Below are 20,829 nucleotides of genomic sequence, written 5' to 3' on the forward strand. Positions count from 1 at the left end.
CTGCAAAAAACGCTATCCAACGCGGCCAGTACGGCCGTGTGAAAAACAACCAATCAGTTTTCACACGGGCAACTGGCCCTCACGCAGGAGACGACACGTCATGCTGAGCTGGGACGAATTCGACAAAGAAGACAGCGGCGAGACCGTGGTAAAAGGCGCCAACGCCGGCCACGCGACTGAAGCCAACATGGACCGACTCGACACCGCTGGTGGTGTCGCCGCTCAAGAAGCTCGCGCCGTTACCGCGAACGACTCTGCCGCAATCGCCCGTGCCAAAGCTGCCCTGGACAACCTCGACATCGCCGAAGGCCTCGCCGAACTCGAAGGCGCCTCCGCCCGCGTCGCCGTCGACGAAAAGCGCATGATCAACTGCCGCGCCGACCTCAACCAACTCGTACCGTTCAAGTACGACTGGGCCTGGCAGAAATACCTGGACGGCTGCGCAAACCACTGGATGCCGCAAGAAGTCAACATGACCGCCGACATCGCCCTCTGGAAAGACCCGGAAGGCCTGACCGACGACGAACGCCGCATCGTGATGCGCAACCTCGGCTTCTTCTCCACCGCCGACTCCCTGGTTGCCAACAACCTGGTCCTGGCCGTGTACCGCCTGATCACCAACCCGGAATGCCGCCAGTACATCCTGCGCCAGGCCTTCGAAGAGGCGATCCACACCCACGCCTACCAGTACTGCATCGAATCGCTGGCCATGGATGAAGGCGAGATCTTCAACATGTACCACGAGATCCCATCGGTCGCGAAAAAAGCCACCTGGGGCCTCAAATACACCCGCTCGATCTCCGATCCGAAGTTCGAAACCGGCACCGTTGAAACCGACAAAGAGTTGCTGCGCAACCTGATCGCCTACTACTGCGTTCTGGAAGGCATCTTCTTCTACTGCGGCTTCACCCAAATCCTCTCCATGGGCCGCCGCAACAAAATGACCGGCGTCGCCGAGCAGTTCCAATACATCCTGCGCGATGAATCCATGCACCTGAACTTCGGCATCGACGTGATCAACCAGATCAAAATCGAAAACCCACACTTGTGGGATGCCGAGATGAAGGAAGAAGCGAGCCAGATGATTCTGCAGGGGACTCAACTGGAGATTGAATACGCGCGGGACACCATGCCTCGTGGGGTGTTGGGGATGAATGCGGCGATGATGGAGGACTACCTGAAGTTCATCGCGAATCGTCGTCTGTCGCAGATTGGGTTGAAGGAAGAGTATCCGGGGACTACGAATCCGTTCCCTTGGATGAGCGAGATTATGGACTTGAAGAAAGAGAAGAATTTCTTTGAGACTCGGGTTATCGAGTATCAGACTGGTGGGGCGTTGAGCTGGGATTGATTCCTGGCGCTAGCCGCGATTTGACGATTACGAGTTAGAAATCGACAAATCGAAAACCTGAAAGCCCCGATTTTATCGGGGCTTTTTATTGCCTGGAATAATCTTTAACCGACCCTACGCCACTTTATTAAAACTCCTACAGCACCCATATCCCTTTCCTGATTGATGCCCGGTTCATGCACCTCTAAGCTCAATGCAGGTGCCTAAGAAACGCCCAACGTAGAAGCAGAATTGTTCGCACAGATCCTCGGGATGTCGTTAAGACAAATCCGCGTTCCTGTGCAAATAAACTGCTCGTTGGGATTTCTTACATCCTCTACGTCGGGTTAAGGCATTCCCATTTATTCGTAGAGGTATTCGATATGCGCACACAAAAATCGCTCAGATCCTCCGTATCTGCGGAGCGCGATCATGCCTGATCCTTTCATTCCCACGGTCTTCATCCGTCATAACCTCCACCTCAACGCCCTGCTCTTGGAAAACCAACCGTGGTTTTGCGCCCGTGATCTCGGTCGCTTAATGGGTTTCCATTTGAGTGATCGGGTGGTTAGCAAACTGGACGAGGATCAGCGGCATACACTCTTGATTGAGTATCACGGCCAACCTGAGAAGCGGTTGATGCTCAGCGAGTCCGGCGTGTACGCGTTGCTCGTCTATCACTACGTTCCGGGGAATCGGCTGTTGCGCGAGTGGCTGACCCATCAAGTGGTGCCAGCCCTGCGCGATGCAGGGCAGTCAAAGAACTCTGATCAACCAATGTTGAGTTTGCTGGATTGGCCGGAGATGTCGTTGAGCCTGTTGCATTGGCAGGATGAAGGCTGGATTCGGCTGCGGGATATGCCTTATCTGTTGCTCAACCGCACACGGCGGCGGGTCACGGTGGTTAAGCCTTGGTGGCGGAAGGTTGTGGAGGTGTTTCAGTCTTCGAAGCAGCAGGTGGGATAGGTGACGCGCCTGTAGGATCAATCGCAAGACTCGTCGCTATTGTTTGTAGGAATTTTCGTAGACGTCGTAATGGCCACTCAGTATCGTCCGAGGGTTTTCAACCCTCGGCGATTGTATGGACACTCCAAAAGAAAGAACTGGCTGGGATGACCGAGAGCTAGAGGCTTCGGTTGATGCTTACCTAAAGATGCTGAGTCTCGAATTGAGCAATCAACCGATAAAAAAGGCTGACGAGAATCGTCTTTTGCGCGAAGGACCGTTGAGCAAGCGCAGTGCTTCATCGGTTGAGTACCGCATGCAAAACATTTCGGCCGTAATGGCGCAAATGGGTCTGAGACACATAGTTGGCTATGTACCTGCAAAGAACGTCGGCACCGGAATCAGCAGCCGGGTTCGAAAAATACTTGCCGAGAAAAATATCGACCGCTTCCGTCTTACACCCGAGCCAGCGAACCAGCAGGTTACTTATCGGCTGATAGAGGCTGCCCCACCCCATGCTGACGACGTGCCGGAAGGAATTCTGAATCCCACACAGATCAGCACCGCAACGATTAGGTATGCACGGGCGAAGAAGATTTCCGATTGGATATTGAAACAATCCGAAGGTCGCTGCGAAGGATGCAAGCAAAAAGCTCCGTTTCTGCGCTCTGACGGATTGCCTTACCTTGAAGTCCATCATGTTAAGCATTTGGCCAAGAAAGGCTCGGATCGTCCGAAGAACGCCGTGGCGTTATGCCCTAATTGTCATAGACGTTGTCACTACTCAAGCGATAGGGATGAGTTTACTGCTTGGCTTTATGACAACGTCGCACGGCTGAGACGTGAGTAATCGAGCTGAATGCAATTCGTGGCGAGGGAGCTTGCTCCCGTTCGGCTGCGAAGCAGTCGCCATGCAAACAGCTCGATCTACCTGATGCACCGCGTTACCGATTTGGGTCTGCTGCGCAGCCCAGCGGAAGCAAGCTTCCTCGCCACAGTGTGCTGCGTTGCTGCAGAGTTAGCGCTCGATAGATCAGCCGAGTTACTGCCGAAATTCGCGAGCAAGCTCGCTCCCACAGGTTTGGTGTGTCGCCGCAGATTTTGCGGTGTGTTGAAAACAGTCAGTGCAACCCGCCCCGCCTCCCGCTATTAATACCCTTCCCCACTCAAGGACCCGAGCCCGCCATGAAATTCGACCTCGCCTACTGCCTCAGCCTCGACGACAAGCTGTCGATCTATGACGTGCGCGATTTGAATTTCGATGAAACCATGGAGTTCGATTCCGCCAAGGAACACTTCCAATGTCCCAATGACGCCTGCAGGGCGGCCTTCGATGGGTTGAATGTGCTGACCACGTTCAACGCCAAGAACGTGAATTACGTGCGCACCCCGCACTTCAAGAACACGCCCAGCACCCGGCATGTGGCAGATTGTCCTTATGTCAGTCTCAAGGCGTCGGCGTCAGGTGTGGACGCGGACGGTGCGGAAATGGATGACAGCCGCGAGGAGCATTTCCCGTCGGAGTTGTTGCTGACTCGGCGTGAGTATGTGCGAAAGCCGTCGAACCCGGCGGTGGCGGCGGATGTGGTGCGGGACGATCCGAATCCCTCTTCATCGGCCAGTGATGTCGAGCATCCGAGCCGTGAATCGGCGCCGGACAAGACCAGTGTCTTCGCCCACCCGGTGGAGTGTTTTGTGTCGAACTTCGAGGACAAGGAACTGCTCAAGCGCATGCCGCTGAAGATTGGCGAGCACACGGCGCCTTATGGGTCGTTCTTCAAGAAGATTGAGTATCTCCAGGACAACAAGGGGCTGATTTACTGGGGCAAGATCAAGGAGATCAAGGATTACACGCAAAGCTTTCGCATCGATTTCGAGCAGAAGGTCTGGTTCAAGCAGGTGGACGAGGCGAAGAAGAAGCCGTATTCAGTCAACGTTTACCTGAGCAAGAAGTTGATCGAGAACTACCGCAAGCGCAAAGCGTTTCTGGAAGAGATCAAGCATGCCATCGACAGCGAAGCGGAGTTGTATTGCTTCTTTTATGGCGTGACGCCGGAGTTGAAGCAGGTACCAAGCAAGAAAAACCCAGAGCAGACGTTCGGGGTGTTCAGTGCGAATATCGAGAACCTGGATCACTTTATTATTCGTGAGGCGCCGGGGTTGGAGGCGAAGTGAAGGCGTTCAATTCAGGCACATGCTGACCATCACAAGCACCAGCAAACCCACATATACCCGCGCATGTATTCGGTCCGGAATCCGCCCGATCCAAGGGGTGGCCAATCGAATCCCCACCAACGATCCCATCGTCAACACCGCAAACGCCAGCAGATCCACATAGCCGATAAACCAAGGCCCCAGATCAGACGCGGTGAACCCCGCCATCGCCATGTAAGTCAGCGTCCCGGCCAACGCCACCGGCAGGCTTAGCGGATTGGCCATGGACGTCGCCTGACTCATGCTCAGCCCACAACGACGCAACAACGGCACGGTCATGACGCTGCCGCCCACGCCGAGAAACGTCGCGATCGCGCCGATTCCTACGCCACCACCAGACACTTCTGCCCTCCCCAACCGCCGTGGGATTGCGGTGTCGGACGCTGTCAGAAAACCGCGTCTGAACAGGCAATCCGCAATGGTCACGCCCAAGTACGCGATGAAGGCATAACGAATCACCTCGCCACTTACCCACATCGCCGCGACCGCTCCGACGATTGCGCCCAATCCGATAAACCCACCCAACGGCCACAGGTAATGGCGAATGAGATTACCCGCTCGGTGATGTTTTCCCGTGGCGACCAATGCGTTAACGATCATCACGCAGGTCGAAGTCGCCACGGCAATGTGCATCGCCGATTGGCCGATCGGGTCATCGGCACCATGGCTAACCACGAGCATGCGGTAAAGCAATGGCACCACAACAAAGCCACCGCCAAAGCCGAACAACACCGCAGTAACGCCAGTCATGCACCCGAAAAATGCCAGCAAGAGATAAAACATCACGCGTCGTCCATTAATTGAGAGCCGCTGACAATAGAGCGATGCGCCTTGGCCTGCTTCAGCAAGTCAGCCAATAATGTTCGCGTTTACGCCAACTGCTGGAAGCTGCTCAATGCGCAACATTTCGATCAATCTGCTGGATGACACACCGCGCTCAGTGGTGGCGATCGGTACGGATTATTCCCACGGTCACGTGTTGCCCCGTCATACACATCGGCGGGCACAACTCCTGTACGGCGCCACGGGGGTGATGCAGGTCAGCACGCACGACGGCAACTGGGTGGTGCCGCCGCAGCGGGCGGTGTGGATTCCGGCGGGGGTGGCGCATGAGGTGTTGATGCTGGGGGTGAGCACGCGGAGCTTGTACATCGAACCCGGGAGGGTGGATCTGGGGGTTCGTTGCCAGGTGATCAGTGTGTCGCCGTTGATGCGGCACTTGCTGATGGAGGCGGTGGAGATCCCGCTGGCGTATGACGAGGCCGGGCGCGATGGCGCGCTGATCGACTTGCTGCTGCATGAACTGGCGCGCAGTGCTCACTTGCCGTTGCACATTCCTTTACCGGTCGATGCGCGGTTGCTGGGGTTGTGCCAAGGCTTTTTGCAGCGGCCCGATGCACATCAATCGCCGCAGCAATGGGCTGATCAGCTGCACATCAGCCTGCGTACGTTTAATCGGCTGTTCCGTCATCAGACTGGCTTGAGTTTCAGCCAATGGCGCCAGCGGGCCTGCGTGGTGCTGGCCCTGGCGCGGTTGGCGGCGGGGACGCCGGTGACGCGAATTGCACTGGATTTCGGCTATGAAAGCCCAGCGGCATTCTCGACCATGTTTCGCCGCGTGCTGGGGCAGGCACCGTCCGTCTGGATGGAGGGGGCGACATAGCAAAAATCAAAAAATGAGTTTGATCCGGGCGCAAAACAACTGTACAAAACAACAGTACTTTTTGGATTAGCACTCTCGAACCCGGAGAACACCATGGCCTCTCTTGCGATGAAAATCACCCTGGAACGTATCGCCCTTTTCCAATTCACCCCGGCCCACTGCGCCCAGGCCCGAGCGATGCTGGGTTGGAGTGTGGAAGAGCTCTCGGAGGAATCCGGGGTCTCCGTGGACGCCATTCTGCGTTTTGAGGACGAACGCGATGTACTGGATGTCACCCGACTGGCGTTGGCGTATCGGTTTGAATCGGAGGGGTTGGTGTTCTTCCCGGGATTTGCGCCGGGTCGGGGGATGAATATTAAAGGGTCGACGCCTGATCCGGTGGGTCGGGCGGACTATGCGATGGTCGAGTGAGGGGTCAACTGATGAATGGAATCGATGAATGCGACAGGCGCGGCAATCCGTCTTTGGGTGATGCCGATGCGGGGCAGATGAGGGCCAAGGCCGAATACCTCATGAAGATTGGCATGCTGCTCGACACCGGTCAGTTGGGCAAGGCGGAAGCGGCGCAAAGGCTGGGGCTGTCAGCGAGTGAACTGGATGAAATTCTCGATGGGAACGTGCGCGATCTGACCGTGGCGAAGATCGCGGGCCGCTCCATGGCGAGCGACCCGACGGCGGCGGATCAAGCGTTCTGAGGCGTAATTGATCACGCCTCCATGAGTAGGGTGAGATGGCCTCCCTGCCCATGCACGATGCCAGACCCGTATCGCCAACATCACTAGATCCTACTGCTCTTTAAACGCCGGATTCTGGCGTTCTAACGATGCTTGTTCATAGTTGTAAGCCAGCGCCAGCAGTTGAGGTTCACTCCAGCGCTGGCCGAAAAAGAACACAGAGGTCGGCAACTCATCGTTGTTCATGCCCGACGGGACGGTAATGCCAGGGTAGCCAGCCACTGCGGCGCTGAATTGCGAATAGCCATCGGCATCGGCGAACAACGCATCCAGATTATGTTCAGCCAATTGCTCATCAATGGCAGCCTTGAAACTGGCATTGAGGATGCCGAACAACTCAGTTGCCTGCGAGTGGGTCATGTCCAGTTCGTTGATGTCCTTCAGCATCTGCTGCCCGTATCCTTCGGTGCCCGGATTGAGTACGTTGAAGTCGATCAACTGTTGAAGGGTCTGGATCGGCAATCCTTGCCGGCTGACGAGGTACTCGGGCAGTTCATGTTTCATGCCAGCCATGAGGGTGTTGAAGTAGCCATCGATATCCGGCAGTCGTACTTTCAACGGCACCAGGGTAGCGCCTTGCTCTTCCAGTGTGGCCAATGCCATCAGGAACTTAACGCCAGGTTGAAGAACAGAGCCGTTCGTACCGACGTACTCGGTCGGGTAACCGATTCTTTTGCCTTTCAATGTATCCGTGGCGAGCAGCGTGGTGTAGTCGACTCCCATCGGAGCATCGCCGGTTGCGGCATCCGTGACATCGGCGCCTTGCAGGGCATTGAACATCAGTGCGGCGTCACGAACGGTGCGCGTAAGGGTGCCGGGGGTGTCTTGCAGACGTGTGATGGGAATGATGCCTGATCGGCTGAACAATCCCAGTGTCGGCTTGACGCCAACTACCCCGTTGGCCGAAGCAGGGCAAGTGATCGAGCCGTTGGTTTCAGTGCCGATGGCCAACGGTGCAAAACCGGCAGCTACACCTGCTGCTGAACCAGAGCTGGACCCGCAGATTTCGCCACTTAACACGTGGGGATTTTTACCTTGGCCACCTCGGCCACTCCAACCATGTGGCAAGCCCATTTCCCGAACGTAGGCCCATTCGCTCATGTTGGTTTTACCGAGAATGACGGCACCTGCATCGCGCAGTTGTTTTACGACAAACGCATCGTTTGCCGCAGGCTGGCCGACCATGGCCAATGAGCCCGCGCTCGTTTGCATCTGGTCCGCAGTGTCGATGTTGTCCTTGAGCAGAACTGGAATGCCGTGCAGCGGGCCACGCACTTTTCCAGCCTGACGCTCCAGGTCTAACGCGGTGGCAATGTCGATGGCTTGAGGGTTGAGCTCAATGATCGCGTTGATCATCGGCCCTTGCTTATCCAGCGTGCTGATGCGCGCCTGCAAATATTCCACCAGCGTTACTGAGGTAAGTTCGTTACGTTCCATCCGCTCAGTGAGCTCGCTGACGCTCGCATATTCGAGCGTCTGAGCAGTGACTGCCCCTTTGCTGTCTGCAAATGCAGACCCGGTGGCCGATAGCAGAACGATCTGCGCCAGTGCCGTCATGCGGTTTCTTAAAAAGTCCTTCATTTACAGCTTCCTTGTTATGGCTAATCACGAGTGAGTCATTTCACCCGCTGCAAAGCCTACCGAAGCCATAGGAAACGGCTGTCAGCTACAAGGAACCGCCTATGTAGGAAACTTCATCAATACTTGTAGCCGCTACAAGCCAAATGCCCTTTTTCCTTCACCGTACTTTCCATTTCCAACCACCATGCGTTCCCCCTCTGCGGGTACTTCACGTTGAACGCCTCACCCATTTGCGGTGTGGTGATCGACACATTGCGCTCCCAGGCCAATGCGAGTATCCGGTCGAAAGGCTCGAACCAGGCGTGCATCGACAAATCGAAGGTGCCGTTGTGAATCGGCAATAACCAGCGCCCTTTGAGGTCGATATGCGCTTGCAGGGTTTCTTCAGGCTGCATGTGAACGTGAGGCCACTCGACGTTGTAGGCGCCGCTTTCCATGAGGGTCAGGTCGAACGGGCCGTACTGTTCGCCGATGCGTTTGAAGCCATCGAAATAACCGCTGTCGCCGCTGAAGAAGATCCTCGTGTCGCCGTCGATCATCACCCACGAGGCCCAGAGCGTGCTGTTGCCATCGAACAGGCCACGACCGGAGAAGTGCTGCGACGGTGTGGCGATGAACTGCATGCCATCGACTTCCGTGCCCTGCCACCAATCCAGTTGGCGCACTTTGCTGGCATCGACTCCCCACTTGATCAGGGTGTCGCCCACGCCCAGTGGCGTCAGGAAGTACTTGGTCTTGTCCGCCAGTTTGAGCACGGCTTGATAATCGAGGTGGTCGTAGTGGTCGTGCGACAGGATCACCGCTTCGATCGGCGGCAATTCTTCGAGGCTGATCGGCGGTTGGTGGAAACGCTTGGGACCGGCCCACTGTACTGGGGAGGCGCGTTCGGCGAAGACCGGGTCGGTGATCCAGAATTTGTCTCGCAGTTTCAGCAGGACGGTGGAGTGGCCGAGGCGATAGACGCTGTGGTTGGGTGCAGCGATCAGCGCGGCCTGGGTCAGGGCTTGCACCGGGACGGGCGCTGTCGGGCGAGTGTTGCGCGGCTTGTGGAAAATCATGCTCCACATGATGCGCACCATTTTCCGAAAGCCTTCACGTTGCACGGGCGCATGATTGCGGAAGAGCCCTTCTGCCTGACGGGATGCTTCAGGCGTGGAGGCGTTGTCCGTAGGGGAAATCGAGTTGGCCATGACTGAGTAACTCCAGAAAAACCGCACAAAGCGGTTTTTCACGGTGGGAATAAATGGCCAAAGCACGCACGCATCAGCCGGAGATTCTATTTTTCCCTGTGCAGGATTAACAAAATATTACACTGCACAGTGTAGTTTCAAGGTTGCATCAAACCCGATCACAAGTAAACTGCTGAGTGTAATTCTCTTTATCTTCCTGCCGAAGCGTACTTATGACAGCTCCACAGCGCCTCACCGACCGTAAACGCGAAGCCATCATCCAGGCGGCGATTGCCGAATTCCGCGCCAACGGTTTCGACATCACCAGCATGGACAAGATCGCCGCCACTGCCGGCGTGTCGAAGCGCACGGTGTACAACCACTTCCCCAGCAAGGAAGAGTTGTTCGCCGAAATCCTCAATCAATTGTGGGCACGAGTGACCGCAGAGCAGGAAACGTCCTACCGCCCTGACCTGCCGCTGCGCGATCAAATGAGCCTGATGTTGAAGGCCAAACTGCAGATGCTGGGCGATGACAACTTCCTCGACCTGGCGCGTGTGGCGATCGCCGCCACCATTCATTCTCCCGAGCGCGCGCAGAACATGGTTGCCCGAATGGGTGAGCGTGAAGAAGGCCTGACCGTGTGGATCCGCGCCGCCCAGTCAGACGGTCGATTGAAACCGGTCGATCCCGAGTTTGCCGCGCAGCAAATTCAGGGAATGCTCAAATCCTTTGCGTTCTGGCCGCAGATTTCCATGGGGCTCCCGGCGCTGTCGGACGAGATGCAGATAACCGTGGTGGAGTCGGCGCTGGACATGTTCCTCGCCTGTTATCAGCGCTGAATCGATCTGCAATAAATGACAACGTCTGCCGATTGACCGGTCAAGGGTCGCTCTGAATACAACGCTGCAATGTGTTTCAGGATGAAACTGACGCTGGGGCTATAGTGAGCCTCAGTCCCAGCGCCCTGCAGAGAGCATCATGACCACGACGACCAACGAAACCGCCCCCGCCGCTCCCGTCGACCACCTGCGTTTTCACCGCGCTCATGCTCACTTGGCGCCGACGTTCGGCAACGACAAGTTTGCCCTGCGCGCCGAGGCATTTGCGCGGTTCTTCGGCACGCCGACCTTTCTTGGCGCCCAGACGCTGATCGTGGTGCTTTGGGTGTGTCTCAACATCTTTGGCGTGACCCACTTCGACGTTTATCCATTCATCCTGCTCAACCTGGCCTTCAGCCTGCAATCGGCTTACGCCGCCCCGCTGATTCTGTTGGCCCAGACACGGCAGGCGGCGCGGGACAAAGCCCAGTCCGACGCCGACGCCCTACACCGGGAATCCCTCGCGGTAGCCAACACCGGACGCCTGGCACAAGCGGCGCAGAACACCGCGCAACTGATGGCGTTGCTCGAGCAGAACACTCGGCTGACGGAAATGACCAAGACCCTGACTGAACGCATCGAAAACCTGACGTCGGAAATGCATCAGCATTTCGTGCGCAAGGATCAGCCAAAAGTTTAGCGCCCGGTCACGGCAATCGAAGCGCCCGCCCCAACTCATCGAACAACGTCACCACCGAGCGCAACGCACGGCAGTCCGGTCGGGTGAGCAACCAGAGTGCGGTGTCGTAACCGTGCAACGGGCCAGTCAATGGTTGCAATTCGTCACCGATCAAAAAGTCTGGCAACGCCGCGACGCCCAGTCCGGCCCGCACCAATTCGGTCACCGACAGCATGCTGTTGCAGCGATAACCAGGCGTCACGCCGGGCAATTGCTGGCGCCGCCAGGCAATGGTGGGATGGTCGGGAAGAAAGTCATCCGGCGCGATCCAGGTCAGTGAGGCCAAGTCTTCAGGATCGACCGATTTCAAGTACGCCGCGCTGGCACAGACCCGATAGGAAATATCCGCCAGACGTCGACCGACCAGATGCTCGGGCGGCGTGCGGGTGAGGCGCAAGGCGATGTCGGCATCGCGACGGCTGAGGTTGGCAAAGTCGTTGGAGGTGCTCAGCTCGAGGGTCAGCGCCGGGTAGGACGGCATGAACTGCGCCAGCGCCGGCAGCAACAACCCTTGCAGGACAGAATCGGTACAGGTCAACCGCACCGTGCCACTGATGACTTCACCGCCCTGCTCCACGCCAATACGCGCCGCTTCCAGCGCTTGTTCCGCCCGCTCAGCTTGTTCGGACAAGGTCTGTGCGAGCGTGGTCGGCAGGTAACCGGCGCGGCTTTTTTCGAACAGTTGCTGGCCCAGCGCGGCTTCCAGTCGGCGAACGGCGCGAAACACCGTCGAAACGTCAACCTTCAACAACGCGGATGCCCGGGCCAGAGAGCCGCCGCGCACCAAGGCGAGGATCAGCGCTAGGTCTGGATAGTCGAGTCGATAGTGCGTCGCTGCATTAATCACTTGGGATAACGCCAATATTGAATGCGTGAACGCCAATCTATAGTGGGTGCCAGGAATCAACAAGCGTCGAGATCACTCATGGAAACCACCGCAATCCGCATTGCCCTGATCGGTGACTACGACCCACAGGTCACCGCCCACCAAGCCATTCCCGTGGCCCTCGGCATGGCTGCCGAACGGCTGAAGCTGGACGTGCAATTCCAATGGCTGGCCACCGACAGCATCAATGCCGACACGCCCCTGAAGGATTTCGATGGCTTCTGGTGCGTGCCCGCCAGCCCTTACCGCGACATGGACGGCGCGTTACGGGCGATCCGTTTTGCCCGTGAACAGCAGCGACCGTTCCTCGGCACCTGTGGCGGGTTTCAACACGCCGTGCTTGAGTTCGCTCGAAATGTGCTGGGTTGGGAAGACGCCGAACACGGCGAAACCCATCCCGATGCAACGCGCCCGTTACTCACGCCGCTGGCCTGTTCATTGGTGGAAGCGACGGACAGCATTCACCTGGTTGATAGCTCGTTGATCGCCAAGGCGTATGAAAGCGCTGATATCGTTGAGGGATATCGCTGCCGCTATGGCGTGAATCCGCAATTCGAACGTGAGTTATTGACGCAAAAACTGTACGCCGTTGGCCATGACTCGACCGGCGACTTGCGGGCGGTGGAACTCATAGGTCATCCGTTCTTTGTCGCCACCCTGTTCCAACCTGAACGCGCCGCGCTCAAAGGCACGCTGCCGCCGCTGGTCCGCGCCTTGATCGAAGCCTGCAAAAGGCAAAAATCATGATCGCCGATACGCCATCGACGACTTACTACGCGGTGATTTTTACTTCGCTGCGCACCGACGGCGATCACGGTTACGCCGAGGCCGCCGAACGCATGGTGGAACTCGCCCGTGAGCAGCCGGGATTTCTCGGTGTGGAATCGGCTCGGGGCGGGGATGGGCTGGGGATTACGGTGTCTTACTGGGCCAGCGAGGCGGCGATATTGGCGTGGAAGCATCATCCCGAGCACAGTGAGATTCGCGAGCGTGGGCGGTCGACGTGGTATTCGGCGTGTCATACGCGGGTGTGCAGGGTTGAGCGGGCGTATGCGTTCAAGACAGCAACATGATGCGGTGTTCTTTAGGCCGTCTCGCGGGCAAGCCTCGCTCCTACAGAGGGCACCGATAACCTGTAGGAGCGAGCGGTGCGGCGATCCGACTTGCCCGCGAAGAGGCCAGAGCAAACACCACAAAAACCTCAGCCCTGAACAAGACTCCGCACCGCCGAAATCTCCGGCACTTCCCGCCGATTCATGTACACCCGCAACGGCTCGGTCACATTGATCCGGTCATCAATATTCTGATCCAGCAACAACTGAATCAACTCACGCTTGAGCGTCATGACCTGCGCCGGCCCCTCTGACCAGACAAATTCACTGGTGGGAATAATCCCGTCATCAGCCACGTCCATACCAAACGAGTCTTCGCTGAAACGCACAATGTAGTGGCCGGTCTTGCGATTGAGGCCGACGAAGCCTTTGAGTTGGTCGGCGGCCTGGCAGATAAGCTCGGAAGTGATGCGCATATAAACCTCACAAAAGGTCGTTAACGACCGGTGAACGATGGTTTACACGCAAGGGGAGCAATCGGATTTCCCTCTGCCGGGGAAACGCCAGGGCCAAGAGTACTGCAAAGAACTGCACAAAAGCGCTGAAAAAATCTGCTTTAAACACGTTTATGTCGGTCTGGCGATAGCGCTGGCGGCGCTCAGTTGTTAAAAGAGACGTCTTTGAAAACTCAACGCGAAAGGACCTCGACCATGCCTGTTACCTTCACCAAAAGCGCCCTGCTGCTGAGCATGCTGCTCGGCCTCGGCCAGGCACAGGCCGCCAACGAGCCCAGCCCCACAGCTCTGGCGACCCATTTGGGCATCCCGCATCCTGCGGTCATCGCCCACCGCGGCGCTTCGTTCGATGCACCGGAATCCACCGCGGCGGCCTACAAACTGGCCCGTGATCTGGGCGTCGACTACCTGGAAATGGATCTGCAACGCAGCAAGGACGGCGTGCTGTTCGCCCTGCACGACAACAACCTGCAACGCACCACCGACGTCGCCACAAAATTCCCCGATCGCAAAGACAGCCCGGCCAACGCCTTCACCATCGCCGAACTGAAAACCCTGGATGCCGGCAGCTGGTTCAACACCGCCTACCCGGATCGCGCGCGTCCTTCCTACGTTGGCCTGAAAATTCTGACCCTCGACGAAATCATCGACATCGCCCAGGGCAATCCGCTGCACAAGCCAGGCCTGTACATCGAGACCAAAGAGCCGAAGCAATTCCCCGGTATCGAAAGCGACCTCAAGGATAAATTGCAGGATCGCGGCTGGCTGAGCCCGGCCGGTTCCAAACTGGCGAAAAGCAATCTGGCCGTCGGCCAGGGCAAAGGCAAAGTCGTGCTGCAAACCTTCGAGAAGAGCAGCCTCGAACTGCTTGAGAAGGAAATGCCGCAAGTGCCGAAGATCCTGTTGCTGTGGGTCGGCGAAGGCAGTATCGAACCGAAATCCAACGTGACGTTTGCCGAGTCCGGCGACAAGGACAAGGCGACTTACTACGCCAAACAGGAACCGAAAGACAAAGCCGAATTCCAGCAGTGGGTCGAGTACGCCAAGGCCCAGGGTGCAATCGGTACCGGCCCTTCGGCCGCGTTGACCAAGGGTGGCGATCAGAGCTATTCGGACCTGGTGCAACCGTGGATGAACCAGTACACCCACGATCAGGGCCTGCTGGTACACGTCTACACCATCGACGAAGCGGTTGATTACCAGAAAGTCATGGAGGCCGGCGTCGATGGCATCTTCACCAACCGCGCCAGCGAATTGCTGAAGTTTTATAAACGCCCGGCGGCGGGCACCGTCGCGCAATTGCTGCAGAACAACGGCTACTAATCGGTCGCTGACACGACACCGCGTCGACTTCTTCGCGGGCAAGTCGGATCGCCGCCCGCTCGCTCCTACAGGATTTTTGGATGCCGATATTTTTGTGGCAAACCCGGAACCTGTAGGAGCGAGCGGGCGGCGATCCGACTTGCCCGCGAAATCTTCCAAACGACACGGTCATTGGAATTAAGGCTGAATTAAGTTGCCGTCGTTAATCTGGCCCCACTTAAACAGATCACCCCAAGGAAAGAATCTCATGAAAACCCTGACTGCCCTGTTCACTGCCGCTGCCCTGACCCTCACTGCTGGCCTGGCGCAGGCTGACGTTCGCGTCGACCAGATCCCTGAGCTGGTCAAGAGCGGGAAGATCAAGCCACTGGAAGAAATGAACCAGGCGGCTCTGAAACTGCATCCGGGTGCGACCATCACCGACACCGACCTGGACAACCACTTCAACAACTACGAGTACGAAGTGGAACTGAAAACCGCTGACGGCAAAGAGTTTGACGTGGACTTCGATGCCACCACTGGCAAAGTCCTGAGCGACAAACAAGACACCTGATACCCGTATAAAACAAAGCCGCACGATCTTCGGATCGTGCGGCTTTTTTGCATGTCGGATTCACGCAAGACTCAGGCGGTCGTGCTGACCAGAGACCCCGACGTACTGGATCGACTGTGTACCGATTCGGCAAGCAAACCGGTACACAGCCCTTTCCATTACGCGCTCAAACGCGCCGTGACTTCATTCAACTGCCCCGACAACCCGTGCAAATTGCGGCCGGCCGCTTCTGTGCGCTGCACGTTGTCCAGATTGGTACTGGCGATGCTGGTGATTTCGGTGAGGTTGCGCGAGATGTCCTCGGCCACCGAGGTCTGCTCTTCGGCGGCGGTGGCGATCTGGCGGTTCATGTCGCGAATGGCTTCCACGGCGAGGGTGATCCGCTCCAGCATCGCGCCGGCCTGGGTCACTTGCTCGACGCTTTCTTCACTGCGCGACTGCCCGCTTTCAATCGCCTGAGCCGCGTCCACCGCACCGGTTTGCACGGTCTGGATGATCTGGTTGATCTCGATGATCGACGCCGCCGTGCGCTGGGCCAGGCTGCGCACTTCATCGGCCACCACGGCAAAACCGCGTCCGGCTTCACCGGCACGGGCCGCTTCGATCGCTGCGTTGAGCGCCAGCAGGTTGGTTTGCTCGGCGATGCCACGAATCACTTCCAGCACCTTGCCGATGCGTCCGCTGTCGGTTTCCAGTTGGCGGATGACCGTGGCGGTGTTGGCGATTTCGCCGCGCATCTGGGTGATGGTGTGAATGGTGCCCTGCATGACTTTTTCGCCGTGTTGGGCGGACTGGTCGGCATCATCGGCGGCACGTGCCGCATCGGCGGCGTGACGTGCGACTTCCTGTGCGGTGGCAGACATTTCGTTCATTGCCGTGGCCACCTGATCGGTGCGGTTGAACTGCTCGTTGGTGCCGCTGGCCATGAGGCCGGCGATCGAATTCAGCTCACCGCTGGCGCTGTCCAGATCCTTGGCGCTGCGCTGCAAACGGCTGAAGGTTTCGGCGAGAAAATCACGCAGGGTGTTGGCCGCGACCGCCAGCTTGCCCAGCTCATCCTGACGGGTGCTGGCCACGCGCTCGGCGAACTTGCCCTGGCTGAGTTGCGCCACGTACTCGATCAGTTTGCGAATCGGTTCGACCAGGTTGCGGTTGACCAGCCACAGGCTCAACAGCCCGATCAACAGACCCGAGGCGAGCATCACGATGAGCCCCAGCAATACCGTGCGATCGGCGTCGACGCTGATCAGCTTCGATTGCTCGACGCCCTGCTTGCGCAATTCGCTGACCAGTTCGCTCATCTGATCGCTGGTTGCACGGTCTACGCCTTTGACGGCCGTGTCGCCCGCCGTCGGGTCGGCACCGGCCGCCACGTACGCATCACGGCCCTTCTGATAGGCGGCGCCCAGCAGACGGTGTTCGTCGCGCAGGCGTTCGATGCGGGTCTTGAGTTGCGGCTCAATACCCTTCTGGCCGGCCAGTACACCGAGAATGCTTTGCACATCGCGCTGACGGTCTTCGAATTGCTTCCAGTATTTGTCCAGGTCAGCCGGTTGCTTGCCACGCAGCAGGACGTTTTTCCATTCCTGCACCTGCACCTTGAATTGCAGGTTGGCTTCGTCGATCAATTGCGAGGTGTGCAACGGACCGTCGATCAGATTCGCATAGCTCTGAACGCCGCTGGACAGGAAGTGAAAGCAAGCCAGGGCGATCAACAGCATCGCCAACAGGCTGCCGCTCAACAAGGCGAGGATTTGTGCTCTCAGGGATTTTTGCAGCATCGAGTGATACTCATGACAGGGGTGAGACACGCAGCAAACACAGCGTGAAAGGTGTCCGGACATCCCTGTCTTAAACTTGGCTCATGGCCGAAGCCGCGCAAAGTAACTTAAGCGAGATCGGCGTGCCAGAGCGGTTCTTGAATCAAATCCGACCATCGGTAGTGCAATCGTTTGCGGTTATTTTATCGTCACAAAAACGTCATCCAGGCTTGCGATGATGCGGCTCAAGTGAACCTGGCCATCACTCGACTTATAGCAGCTGGCAAAGCCTGCGTTCGGCTGTGCAGCAGTCGTGAAATCAGGCGATGCGTTGCGTCAGGAAGACCGCATGCTCAGGTTTGACGACTGCTACGCAGCCGAACGCAGGCTTCGCCAGCTGCTACATAAAGCGACCGACAGTGCTTCCTTCCGCGAGCCACAAGCGACCGACCGCGCCTCCTTCAGCGAGCCCTCATGAACCACAGCATCGACCAAAGCCATCGCGCCCCGGACCTCTTCGGTCTGCTCTACGGTTTCAGTTTTCGCCCCGGCGAGCGTGGTCGGGAGATTGATTCGGCCAAGGCGTTGCAATGCCTGCAACAGCCGGACGAGGGTGACGAATTTCTGTGGCTGCACCTGAACCTGGCGCATGCCGCGTGCGAGCGCTGGATGAAAAGCCATCTGGAATTGCCGGACGAGTTTTTCGAAGCCTTGCACGAAGGTTCACGATCCACGCGCATCGAGCATGTGGATTCGGCGTTGCTGGCGGTGGTCAACGATGTGGTGTTCAACCTCAGCAGCATGGTTTCGTCCGATGTGTCGACGCTGTGGGTCTGTGCCCGCAGTCGGCTGATCATCAGCGCCCGCCTGCAACCGCTGCACTCGGTGGACAAGCTGCGGTCCTCGGTGAAGGCCGGCGAGTGCTTTCGTTCACCGCTGGAATTGCTGGTGCATTTGCTGCGCGATCAGGGCGAAGTGCTGACCCAGATCGTGCGCAAGACCAGCCTCAGTGTCGATCAGATCGAAGATGAGTTGTTGTCGTCGCGGCTGTCCACCAACCGTGCCGAACTCGGTGCCAATCGCCGGGTACTGGTGCGCCTGCAACGCTTGTTGGCGCTGGAGCCGGGGTCGTTGTTGCGATTGCTCAACCGGCCGCCGCAGTGGTTGCAGAAGGAGGACGTCAAGGAGCTGCGCAAGTCCACCGAGGAGTTTGCGCTGATCATCAACGACCTCACGGCGCTCGGTGAGCGGATCAAGTTGTTGCAGGAAGAGATCGCGGCCAACTTGAATGAGCAGAGCAACCGCACGCTGTTCACCCTGACCGTGGTGACGGTGCTGGCGCTGCCGATCAACATCATTGCCGGTTTCTTTGGCATGAACGTCGGCGGGGTGCCGCTTTCGGGGGATCCGGAGGGGTTCTGGATTCTGGTGGCGCTGGTCGCGACGTTTACCGTGATTGCGGGGCGTTGGGCGTTTCGTAAGCGCCAGGATTATTAATCTTTCAAATCCGGCACTCCACTTGTAGGCGCGAGGCTTGCCCGCGAAGGCGTTTTACCTGATATACCGCCTTCGCGGGCAAGCCTCGCTCCTACAGGGACCGTGGTGAATTCTGATTAACGGATAAGCAAAAACCCCAAACCCTGACGCAGGGCAGTTTCTCTGTAACATTTGGCAACGATCATGACGAACACACCTTCCCTCCTCAGGAATGTCCGTCATGGCTACGCCTTCCTACACCGCCGAAACGCAGGCTCCCGCCAGTAGCGCCAGACCGCAACTCGATAAAAAACCCAGCCTGTTCACCCTCGTGGTGTTTTTCGGGGTACTGGCCAGCGGACTGTTGTTCACCGCTTACAGCCTGATGCACGACATGCACGAACTCGGCACGGTGGTCACCACCTGGACGCCGTTTCTGCTGTTGAGCGTGGCATTGCTGATCGCCCTGGGCTTTGAGTTCGTCAACGGTTTCCACGACACCGCCAACGCCGTGGCCACGGTGATTTACACCAACTCGCTGCCGCCGAATTTCGCCGTGGCCTGGTCCGGGTTCTTCAACTTTCTGGGGGTGCTGCTGTCGAGTGGTGCGGTGGCGTTCGGCATCATCGCCCTGCTGCCCGTGGAGCTGATTCTGCAAGTCGGGTCCTCCGCCGGTTTCGCGATGATCTTCGCCCTGTTGATCGCTGCGATCCTGTGGAACCTCGGCACCTGGTGGCTGGGTTTGCCGGCCTCCTCGTCGCACACCTTGATCGGTTCGATCATCGGTGTCGGCGTGGCCAATGCCCTGATGCATGGCCATGACGGCACCAGCGGCGTGGACTGGGCACAGGCGACCAAGATCGGTTATGCGTTGCTGTTGTCACCGCTGGTTGGCTTCGGCTTTGCCGCGTTATTGCTGCTGGCCTTGCGTGCGTTCGTCAAGAATCGCGCGCTGTACAAGGCACCGGTCGGCGACACGCCACCGCCGTGGTGGATTCGCGGCATGTTGATTGTGACCTGCACCGGCGTCTCGTTCGCCCACGGTTCCAACGACGGCCAGAAAGGCATGGGCCTGATCATGTTGATTCTGGTCGGCACGCTGCCGATGGCCTATGCGCTGAACCGCACCATGCCGGCCGACCAGGCGCTGCAGTTCGCCGCCGTCGCCGAAGTCACCCAGCAAGCGCTGGTGAAAAGCGCACCGATGCCGGCCCCGGCCGATCCGCGTCCGGTGCTCTCTGAATACGTGCGCAGCAAGGAAGCCACGCCACAACTGATCCCTGCCCTCGCAGCCCTCACTGGCAGCATCGGTGCGCAGGTCAAGGGTTACGGTTCGCTGTCCAAAGTCCCCGCCGAGGCCGTGGGCAACGTGCGCAACGACATGTACCTGACCAGCGAAACCATTCGCCTGATGGACAAGAACAAGGTCGGCAACTTTGACGCCGACACCAGCAGCAAACTGCAACTGTTCAAGCAACAGATCGACAACTCGACGCGCTTCATTCCGCTGTGGGTGAAGATCGCCGTGGCGATTGCGCTCGGGCTGGGCACCATGGTCGGCTGGAAGCGCATCGTGGTGACGGTCGGCGAGAAGATCGGCAAGACCCACCTGACCTACGCCCAGGGTGCCTCGGCGGAAACCGTGGCCATGCTGACCATCGGCGCGGCCGACATGTTCGGATTGCCGGTGTCGACCACTCACGTGTTGTCCTCGGGGGTCGCCGGGAGCATGGTCGCCAACGGCGGCGGCTTGCAGATGAGGACCATCCGCAACCTGCTGATGGCCTGGGTGCTGACCTTGCCGGCAGCGATTCTGTTGTCGGGCAGCCTTTACTGGCTGTTCACCCAAATGTTCTAACCGCAACACAAACCCCTGTAGGAGCGAGGCTTGCCCGCGAAGAACGATAACTCGGTCATTCAATTAGACCGCGTTATCGTTCTTCGCGGGCAAGCCTCGCTCCTACAGGGTTTTTTATCGCCTGTAGAACGCATTTCGTCGCAAATTCAGGCGTTTGCGTTTTTATTGATCCACCACCCGCCGGATTGCACTTCAGTTTGCTAACGTGTG

General features: G+C 58.0%; 21 protein-coding genes. 15 read left to right on the plus strand and 6 right to left on the minus strand.

Going from position 1 to position 20,829, the window contains the following annotated elements; genetic code table 11:
- Nucleotides 1-100: 100 nt before the first annotated feature.
- From EYC95_RS06990 to EYC95_RS07005, 4 genes are all read left to right on the plus strand, one after another.
- A complete protein-coding gene (locus EYC95_RS06990) occupies nt 101-1,351 on the plus strand; it encodes a ribonucleotide-diphosphate reductase subunit beta (RefSeq protein ID WP_017340233.1) in 1,251 nt (416 codons plus the stop codon).
- 411 nt (nt 1,352-1,762) lie between these two features.
- Nucleotides 1,763-2,296, plus strand: coding sequence for a Bro-N domain-containing protein (locus EYC95_RS06995; RefSeq protein ID WP_131059700.1), 534 nt, complete (start codon nt 1,763-1,765; stop codon nt 2,294-2,296).
- A gap of 115 nt (nt 2,297-2,411) precedes the next feature.
- Entirely contained in the window at nt 2,412-3,125 is a 714-nt protein-coding gene (locus tag EYC95_RS07000; protein ID WP_131059701.1) for an HNH endonuclease signature motif containing protein, read from the plus strand.
- 335 nt (nt 3,126-3,460) lie between these two features.
- Nucleotides 3,461-4,450, plus strand: a complete 990-nt coding sequence (locus EYC95_RS07005; RefSeq protein WP_131059702.1) for a hypothetical protein — start codon at nt 3,461-3,463, stop codon at nt 4,448-4,450.
- 6 nt (nt 4,451-4,456) lie between these two features.
- Here the strand turns inward: EYC95_RS07005 and EYC95_RS07010 are convergent, their stop codons facing one another.
- Entirely contained in the window at nt 4,457-5,272 is an 816-nt protein-coding gene (locus EYC95_RS07010) for a sulfite exporter TauE/SafE family protein (RefSeq protein ID WP_131059703.1), read from the minus strand.
- 112 nt (nt 5,273-5,384) lie between these two features.
- Here EYC95_RS07010 and EYC95_RS07015 point away from each other — a divergent pair, with 112 nt between their 5' ends.
- The 3 genes from EYC95_RS07015 (at nt 5,385) to EYC95_RS07025 (ending at nt 6,847) form a co-directional block, all read left to right on the plus strand.
- Nucleotides 5,385-6,152 carry a helix-turn-helix transcriptional regulator gene (locus EYC95_RS07015; RefSeq protein ID WP_131059704.1) on the plus strand — a complete coding sequence of 256 codons (768 nt, stop codon included), beginning with the start codon at nt 5,385-5,387 and terminating at the stop codon, nt 6,150-6,152.
- Nucleotides 6,153-6,245: 93 nt separating this feature from the next.
- On the plus strand, nt 6,246-6,563 hold the full coding sequence (locus EYC95_RS07020; RefSeq protein WP_131059705.1) for a helix-turn-helix transcriptional regulator: 318 nt from the start codon (nt 6,246-6,248) through the stop codon (nt 6,561-6,563).
- Between the two features lie 11 nt (nt 6,564-6,574).
- Nucleotides 6,575-6,847, plus strand: coding sequence for an XRE family transcriptional regulator (locus EYC95_RS07025; protein WP_131059706.1), 273 nt, complete (start codon nt 6,575-6,577; stop codon nt 6,845-6,847).
- Between the two features lie 90 nt (nt 6,848-6,937).
- On the opposite strand, the gene EYC95_RS07030 is transcribed toward EYC95_RS07025, so the two are convergent.
- Both EYC95_RS07030 and EYC95_RS07035 read right to left on the minus strand, forming a co-directional pair.
- On the minus strand, nt 6,938-8,467 hold the full coding sequence (locus EYC95_RS07030; RefSeq protein ID WP_131059707.1) for an amidase family protein: 1,530 nt from the start codon (nt 8,465-8,467) through the stop codon (nt 6,938-6,940).
- A 116-nt stretch (nt 8,468-8,583) separates the two neighbouring features.
- Nucleotides 8,584-9,657, minus strand: coding sequence for an MBL fold metallo-hydrolase (locus tag EYC95_RS07035; protein WP_131059708.1), 1,074 nt, complete (start codon nt 9,655-9,657; stop codon nt 8,584-8,586).
- Nucleotides 9,658-9,869: 212 nt separating this feature from the next.
- Here EYC95_RS07035 and EYC95_RS07040 point away from each other — a divergent pair, with 212 nt between their 5' ends.
- Complete coding sequence (locus EYC95_RS07040; RefSeq protein ID WP_131059709.1) at nt 9,870-10,478, plus strand: TetR/AcrR family transcriptional regulator; 609 nt, start codon at nt 9,870-9,872, stop codon at nt 10,476-10,478.
- 139 nt (nt 10,479-10,617) lie between these two features.
- A complete protein-coding gene (locus tag EYC95_RS07045; RefSeq protein ID WP_131059710.1) occupies nt 10,618-11,157 on the plus strand; it encodes a DUF1003 domain-containing protein in 540 nt (179 codons plus the stop codon).
- Between the two features lie 7 nt (nt 11,158-11,164).
- On the opposite strand, the gene EYC95_RS07050 is transcribed toward EYC95_RS07045, so the two are convergent.
- The gene (locus EYC95_RS07050; RefSeq protein WP_131059711.1) at nt 11,165-12,106 is read right to left on the minus strand and encodes a LysR family transcriptional regulator; all 942 of its coding nucleotides are present in this window, start codon (nt 12,104-12,106) and stop codon (nt 11,165-11,167) included.
- Between the two features lie 15 nt (nt 12,107-12,121).
- Between EYC95_RS07050 and EYC95_RS07055 the strand changes: the two genes are divergently transcribed.
- On the plus strand, nt 12,122-12,829 hold the full coding sequence (locus tag EYC95_RS07055) for a CTP synthase (RefSeq protein WP_131059712.1): 708 nt from the start codon (nt 12,122-12,124) through the stop codon (nt 12,827-12,829).
- Nucleotides 12,826-13,155 (plus strand): antibiotic biosynthesis monooxygenase, encoded by a 330-nt coding sequence (locus EYC95_RS07060; protein WP_131059713.1) that lies wholly within the window; start codon nt 12,826-12,828, stop codon nt 13,153-13,155. The genes EYC95_RS07055 and EYC95_RS07060 overlap by 4 nt, the downstream gene beginning before the upstream one ends.
- A gap of 128 nt (nt 13,156-13,283) precedes the next feature.
- Here EYC95_RS07060 and EYC95_RS07065 read toward each other — a convergent pair whose 3' ends face one another.
- A complete protein-coding gene (locus tag EYC95_RS07065) occupies nt 13,284-13,610 on the minus strand; it encodes a DUF2025 family protein (RefSeq protein WP_131059714.1) in 327 nt (108 codons plus the stop codon).
- 234 nt (nt 13,611-13,844) lie between these two features.
- Between EYC95_RS07065 and EYC95_RS07070 the strand changes: the two genes are divergently transcribed.
- Together EYC95_RS07070 and EYC95_RS07075 are read left to right on the plus strand one after the other, a co-directional pair.
- Entirely contained in the window at nt 13,845-14,972 is a 1,128-nt protein-coding gene (locus EYC95_RS07070; protein WP_131059715.1) for a glycerophosphodiester phosphodiesterase, read from the plus strand.
- A gap of 247 nt (nt 14,973-15,219) precedes the next feature.
- The gene (locus EYC95_RS07075) at nt 15,220-15,525 is read left to right on the plus strand and encodes a PepSY domain-containing protein (protein ID WP_010457288.1); all 306 of its coding nucleotides are present in this window, start codon (nt 15,220-15,222) and stop codon (nt 15,523-15,525) included.
- Nucleotides 15,526-15,683: 158 nt separating this feature from the next.
- On the opposite strand, the gene EYC95_RS07080 is transcribed toward EYC95_RS07075, so the two are convergent.
- Nucleotides 15,684-17,306: a methyl-accepting chemotaxis protein gene (locus tag EYC95_RS07080; RefSeq protein WP_131059716.1), complete on the minus strand. Its 1,623-nt coding sequence runs from the start codon at nt 17,304-17,306 to the stop codon at nt 15,684-15,686.
- 453 nt (nt 17,307-17,759) lie between these two features.
- On the opposite strand from EYC95_RS07080, the gene EYC95_RS07085 reads away from it, so the two are divergent.
- Both EYC95_RS07085 and EYC95_RS07090 read left to right on the plus strand, forming a co-directional pair.
- Nucleotides 17,760-18,782 carry a transporter gene (locus EYC95_RS07085; protein ID WP_131059717.1) on the plus strand — a complete coding sequence of 341 codons (1,023 nt, stop codon included), beginning with the start codon at nt 17,760-17,762 and terminating at the stop codon, nt 18,780-18,782.
- A gap of 220 nt (nt 18,783-19,002) precedes the next feature.
- Nucleotides 19,003-20,619: an inorganic phosphate transporter gene (locus tag EYC95_RS07090; RefSeq protein WP_131059718.1), complete on the plus strand. Its 1,617-nt coding sequence runs from the start codon at nt 19,003-19,005 to the stop codon at nt 20,617-20,619.
- The last annotated feature ends 210 nt before the right edge of the window (nt 20,620-20,829 follow it).

It is taken from the genome of Pseudomonas sp. BGI-2 (assembly GCF_004310295.1).
Classification (GTDB): domain Bacteria; phylum Pseudomonadota; class Gammaproteobacteria; order Pseudomonadales; family Pseudomonadaceae; genus Aquipseudomonas.

Excerpts from the sequence above, each read along its gene's own strand:
- EYC95_RS06990 (WP_017340233.1), top strand. The coding sequence starts at position 101 with ATGCTGAGCTGGGACGAATTCGACAAAGAAGACAGCGGCGAGACCGTG.
- EYC95_RS06995 (WP_131059700.1), top strand. The coding sequence starts at position 1,763 with ATGCCTGATCCTTTCATTCCCACGGTCTTCATCCGTCATAACCTCCAC.
- EYC95_RS07000 (WP_131059701.1), top strand. The coding sequence starts at position 2,412 with ATGGACACTCCAAAAGAAAGAACTGGCTGGGATGACCGAGAGCTAGAG.
- EYC95_RS07005 (WP_131059702.1), top strand. The coding sequence starts at position 3,461 with ATGAAATTCGACCTCGCCTACTGCCTCAGCCTCGACGACAAGCTGTCG.
- EYC95_RS07010 (WP_131059703.1), bottom strand. The coding sequence starts at position 5,272 with ATGTTTTATCTCTTGCTGGCATTTTTCGGGTGCATGACTGGCGTTACT.
- EYC95_RS07015 (WP_131059704.1), top strand. The coding sequence starts at position 5,385 with ATGCGCAACATTTCGATCAATCTGCTGGATGACACACCGCGCTCAGTG.
- EYC95_RS07020 (WP_131059705.1), top strand. The coding sequence starts at position 6,246 with ATGGCCTCTCTTGCGATGAAAATCACCCTGGAACGTATCGCCCTTTTC.
- EYC95_RS07025 (WP_131059706.1), top strand. The coding sequence starts at position 6,575 with ATGAATGGAATCGATGAATGCGACAGGCGCGGCAATCCGTCTTTGGGT.
- EYC95_RS07030 (WP_131059707.1), bottom strand. The coding sequence starts at position 8,467 with ATGAAGGACTTTTTAAGAAACCGCATGACGGCACTGGCGCAGATCGTT.
- EYC95_RS07035 (WP_131059708.1), bottom strand. The coding sequence starts at position 9,657 with ATGGCCAACTCGATTTCCCCTACGGACAACGCCTCCACGCCTGAAGCA.
- EYC95_RS07040 (WP_131059709.1), top strand. The coding sequence starts at position 9,870 with ATGACAGCTCCACAGCGCCTCACCGACCGTAAACGCGAAGCCATCATC.
- EYC95_RS07045 (WP_131059710.1), top strand. The coding sequence starts at position 10,618 with ATGACCACGACGACCAACGAAACCGCCCCCGCCGCTCCCGTCGACCAC.
- EYC95_RS07055 (WP_131059712.1), top strand. The coding sequence starts at position 12,122 with ATGGAAACCACCGCAATCCGCATTGCCCTGATCGGTGACTACGACCCA.
- EYC95_RS07060 (WP_131059713.1), top strand. The coding sequence starts at position 12,826 with ATGATCGCCGATACGCCATCGACGACTTACTACGCGGTGATTTTTACT.
- EYC95_RS07065 (WP_131059714.1), bottom strand. The coding sequence starts at position 13,610 with ATGCGCATCACTTCCGAGCTTATCTGCCAGGCCGCCGACCAACTCAAA.
- EYC95_RS07070 (WP_131059715.1), top strand. The coding sequence starts at position 13,845 with ATGCCTGTTACCTTCACCAAAAGCGCCCTGCTGCTGAGCATGCTGCTC.
- EYC95_RS07075 (WP_010457288.1), top strand. The coding sequence starts at position 15,220 with ATGAAAACCCTGACTGCCCTGTTCACTGCCGCTGCCCTGACCCTCACT.
- EYC95_RS07080 (WP_131059716.1), bottom strand. The coding sequence starts at position 17,306 with ATGCTGCAAAAATCCCTGAGAGCACAAATCCTCGCCTTGTTGAGCGGC.
- EYC95_RS07085 (WP_131059717.1), top strand. The coding sequence starts at position 17,760 with ATGAACCACAGCATCGACCAAAGCCATCGCGCCCCGGACCTCTTCGGT.
- EYC95_RS07090 (WP_131059718.1), top strand. The coding sequence starts at position 19,003 with ATGGCTACGCCTTCCTACACCGCCGAAACGCAGGCTCCCGCCAGTAGC.